This window comes from Pedobacter sp. 01T416_2, from assembly GCF_056398925.1.
In genome coordinates this window covers 1-4,605 of sequence record NZ_JBFTQI010000482.1, presented here as the reverse complement: position 1 = coordinate 4,605, position 4,605 = coordinate 1, and the positions used below count along the sequence as shown (strand labels likewise).

The following is a 4,605-nucleotide window of genomic DNA, read 5'->3' as shown; positions in this document are numbered from 1 at the left end:
GCACAAAGCTTAAATGATTATGGTAACCGCACTTGGGCAGGTTTAACCAAAACATATTACCGTAAAAGGTGGGAGATGTTTATTAATGATGTCATCTCATCAGTAGCCAAAAACAAAGATTTTGATGAAAAATTATTTCTTGAAAAGGTTACCCAATTTGAACTTGACTGGACTAAACAAAGCCAGGTTTTTATAGACAAACCACTAGGAGATAGTTATAGAATTAGCAAAGTATTGGCATTAAAGTATAAAAACAAAATTCTCACAAATTAATATGAGTAATAATCAAGAATATATAGAAAAACCAAAAGCAAACTATACCTCTGCAATGCTATCTATAGGTATATTATTTTTTATTTTTGGCTTTATCACTTGGATAAATGGAGTTTTAATTCCATTTCTACGAATCGCTTGCGAGCTTACCGAGACAGAGGCTTACTTTGTAACCTTTGCTTTTTATATTGCCTATACCGTAATGGCCATACCATCTGGCAAGATGTTAAAAAGAACAGGTATGGTTAGTGGTATGCGCATAGGTTTATACTGTATGGCAGTAGGTTCAGTTGTATTTATTCCTGCTGCTATTAACAGATCATTTATACTTTTTCTAGCCGGACTATTTATTACGGGTACTGGATTAACTATTTTGCAGATTGCTGTAAATCCTTATGTAACCATCTTAGGCCCTGCCGAAAGTGCAGCCAAAAGAATTAGTATTATGGGTCTGTGCAATAAGTTCGCAGGAATATTGGCTCCCTTGATATTAGGTAGTATTTTATTAGGTAAATCGAATACAATTGTGGCTAATATAGCTACAGTGTCTGCTTCGCATAAAATACAAATGTTAGATGATTTGGGCAGATCTATAATAATACCTTATGTTATTATAACGGTTGCATTATTGTTACTGGGGTATTTATTGAAATACGTAAGTCTACCACAAATAGATGAAGAAGAGACTAACCGGTCATCGGCAATAATTGCGAAAAAATATACTGGACAGATAACTGCGGGTTTTGTAGCCGTATTTTGCGCAGTTGGTGTAGAAGTAATGGCTGGGGACACCATTAGTAACTATGGCTTATATCATGGTTTTTCCCTAAGTATGGCTAAAAACCTTACCTCATATACCTTAAGTGGTATGCTTATTGGTTATTTGCTTGGGATCATATTAATACCAAAGTATTTAAAACAAGAACTTTCCTTTTTGATTTCTGCTGTATCTGGAGCCCTCATTACTGTTTTAATTATTATCCTGCCTAAAGAAATATCTGTATTTTTATTAGCAGCCTTAGGTGTTGTCAATGCCTTACTCTGGCCTGCTATTTGGCCTACTGCTTTAAGAGGGTTAAGTGTTTTACAGATAAAAAGAGCGTCGGCTATATTAATTATGGGCATTGCTGGTGGTGCTATAATACCACTTGCCTATGGTTATTTGCTGCATTTTTCCAACAACCAGTTATCCTATATCATTCTTTTACCTTGTTACCTGTATCTAATTGCATATAGCGTTAACAACCATTTTATTAAACCAAATAACTAATAATATGAAATCAGTATTAGTAACCATTATTTTGATAGCATTATATTCTTGTGCAAAATCAACCTATAAAACTACCGGTTCGTCATCCCAACTTTTGGTAATTAAATTTGAAAACTGTTTAACAGATAAGGGCAGTTATGAAATTGGCGAAAGCGTTAAACTTTCCTGTACAATCAATAATTCTGGCGAAAAGCCAATTAATCTGAAAACAGTTAAGGTTAAAATTAGAAACATATCAAAAGATAAATCTTTTTTTACAGAGACCAGTTTGCCGAGCGGTATAACAATTAATACTGCAAAACAATATGCCGTAACCAACCTGCCGATATGGACTGTGCCAAACGATGCCAGTACCGATGCCTATGGCGTATACCTGGTTTATCACGATGAAAACGGAAAGGAAAAAGTGCTTTATCAAACATTTTTTAGGGTAGTTAACTCTAAAATTTTAACCGTTTATAATATTACAGAAAATAGCTATAAAGGTTTAAATATGTACGCTTTGGATGGCGGAATGAGTGCTGAATATGTTGTAGAAAAATCAATAGAAAACCTAAGTGGCGGAATTTCGCATTCTTGGCTAGTAAACGGCCCAGGTTCTGGCCCTAATCCTGTTTATGCAACTCCTCAGTTTTTACAAAACTCGGTAATCAAAACGGTTGATTCCTATAACAAGTTTTTAGGAGAAAATACTACTTTCGAAACGGTAATTCTGTCAACAGGTTTTCCGGCAATACCAAATATAAGTAATGTATTAAAAGCTCCTGTTTTGCCCCTTCATTTTTTGGTAACAACCAATAATATCAAAGAGATAGAAACCATATTAAGTTATTCAAATAATAATGGTTATCCATCTTACAGTACGCTGGGCTACGATCATTCGGTACCTGATGCCGTTGCGTGGGTTAAATTGTTAGATCTGCCTAAAGAGTACATCACTTTTTTGCAACAACACCATGTAAAGAATATAGTTATAATGGGTTCTACTGGAGTAACTGGTGGCGAAACAAAGGCAAAACAAGTTCTGGATAATGTAAATGGAAAATACAAACCAGGTAGTATTTATATCTTGTATCCGGGCAACAGCGCAGATGATGTAAAAACTTTACAGCAAAAAATTAGAGATTATAATGATTTTACCTTACAGACTGACTATACCTATATTTCTGATTGGGAAAGCGGTGTAATAGAAGATCAGATAAAAAACATTACCAGCAACAAGAATATAATAGGTATTTCAAGTTACGCCATAACATCTCCAGACTTATTGGATATGTATAATTTGGGCACAACATCTACCTTAGCCTATTTCAAAAAGAATAATTTAACACCAACTGGTGTGGCAATAAATCCTTATTTGATTGCACACCCAGCTTACGAAGTTTATAAAGGCTACATTCCTTTGCACTATTGGCAACTGGTGCCACCACAAAGTACAGTTGATAGGATTAAAACTATTGTAAATAAGGCAGTGTCTGATTATTATCCAGAACTCAAATTTAGTCAGTTTAATATGTGGGTAAATTCGAGTAATAATTTTGGGGCAGCTGCCGCAGCTGGTAACCTTATCACTAGCCTCAAGGCAAATGGCTTTAACAATATCAAAGAAAATGATTACAGTAAAGATGAAATTTGGGATCCAAGTGATGGCTTGTATGCACCTAATGAGGTAATTGTTAATGAATTGGTTAATAACGGTACCTTAAGCCAGTTTCAAGCAGCAGTAAAAGCCTTAAAACCACTTTCTTTAAATGAGCTTGCACAAGTAGCTCAAAAATTTCCACAAATATCTATTTCTAAACTAAATTAAGAACTTGTAAATCAATGAAATTAATTGCCGATAGTGGTTCTACAAAAACGAATTGGTGCCTTATTACCAATAACAGTCATAAGTTTTATTTTGATACAGAAGGTTACAATCCATTTTATGTAAACAGTGAATATATAATAAATTCAATCAATGAGRATTTACCTGATACAATTTTGCGGGATGAAGTAATGGAAATTAGTTTCTATGGCGCTGGCTGCGAAATTCACAAAATAGAGTTGATAAAAAATGCAATGCAACAGGTTTTTAATAATGCTATGATAACTGTAGACACAGATTTATTGGCTACAGCCAGAGCACTACTTGGCAATGAACCAGGCTTTGCAGCCATATTGGGAACAGGAACAAATACATGCTTATACGATGGAAAATCGATAACCACCAATATAGATTCTCTCGGTTTTCTATTGGGGGATGAAGGTAGCGGCGGTGTTATTGGAAAGAAAATAATCACAGATTATATAAGAGGAGAAATGGACGAACAAACCAACTATTTATTTTATAGCACCTATAAAATAACACCTGAAAAACTTTTAGAAAACCTCTATTCAGAACCACTTTATAACAGGTTCTGTGCTAGCTATTGTAAATTTTTAAGCCTTGAGACCATAAACCCAGATTATAGGCGTCATGTTGTACTCCAGGTTTTTAATGCCTTTTTTAAAAATCTAGTAAGTAGGTATAAGAATTATAATGCTTATACATTCAATTGCGCAGGTTCGGTTGGTTTTCAGTTTAAAGATATTCTGATAGAGGTTGCTGAAACGTTTGGTATGGAAGTTAAATTAATCACAAAATCAGTAATTACTAATCTTGCTGATTATCACCTTCATAAACAAATTAAATAGCAGGGAATACTTCTATCATGGCAAGATTAAATTTATTAAAAGAAACGCGGTTTGAAAAGCTTCCGGTTACAGTTTTTAATAACCCTAAAGAAGCATCATTAAATGTAGCAAACCGGATTGCTCAAATTATTAAAGGAAAACAAGCTGCTGGCAAAAAAGCGGTACTAGGTTTGGCCACAGGTGCCACTCCTGTAGCAGTGAGATAACATAAATTATTAATCAATATCGTAAAAGGTGGAGATGATAAAAAAGAAGTTGTAATATTTTTTTTTAGGGAGGGAGGCGCTAAAAGTGAATGTACACGATGGAGTGTACATCTTTTTTCTTTATAAACACGGAACATTTCGGTATACATCAGGCCAACCCCATAATCATCAGCTTGGCAA

General features: G+C 34.5%; 4 protein-coding genes and 1 pseudogene. All 5 read left to right on the top strand.

Going from position 1 to position 4,605, the window contains the following annotated elements; all coding sequences use genetic code 11:
* Positions 1-273 (top strand): alpha-N-acetylglucosaminidase C-terminal domain-containing protein (locus AC1DPQ_RS18500; protein ID WP_477610485.1); only part of this gene is annotated, 273 nt, incomplete at its 5' end.
* 1 nt (position 274) lies between these two features.
* The gene (gluP, locus tag AC1DPQ_RS18495; RefSeq protein ID WP_477610484.1) at positions 275-1,543 is read left to right on the top strand and encodes a glucose/galactose MFS transporter; all 1,269 of its coding nucleotides are present in this window, start codon (positions 275-277) and stop codon (positions 1,541-1,543) included.
* A 4-nt stretch (positions 1,544-1,547) separates the two neighbouring features.
* Complete coding sequence (locus AC1DPQ_RS18490) at positions 1,548-3,353, top strand: hypothetical protein (RefSeq protein WP_477610483.1); 1,806 nt, start codon at positions 1,548-1,550, stop codon at positions 3,351-3,353.
* 14 nt (positions 3,354-3,367) lie between these two features.
* Positions 3,368-4,219 (top strand): N-acetylglucosamine kinase, encoded by an 852-nt coding sequence (locus AC1DPQ_RS18485; protein WP_477610482.1) that lies wholly within the window; start codon positions 3,368-3,370, stop codon positions 4,217-4,219.
* A 17-nt stretch (positions 4,220-4,236) separates the two neighbouring features.
* A pseudogene (locus tag AC1DPQ_RS18480) lies at positions 4,237-4,419 on the top strand (glucosamine-6-phosphate deaminase); the annotation flags it as partial.
* Positions 4,420-4,605: the final 186 nt, after the last annotated feature.

Excerpts from the sequence above, each read along its gene's own strand:
- AC1DPQ_RS18490 (WP_477610483.1), top strand. The coding sequence starts at position 1,548 with ATGAAATCAGTATTAGTAACCATTATTTTGATAGCATTATATTCTTGT.
- gluP (WP_477610484.1), top strand. The coding sequence starts at position 275 with ATGAGTAATAATCAAGAATATATAGAAAAACCAAAAGCAAACTATACC.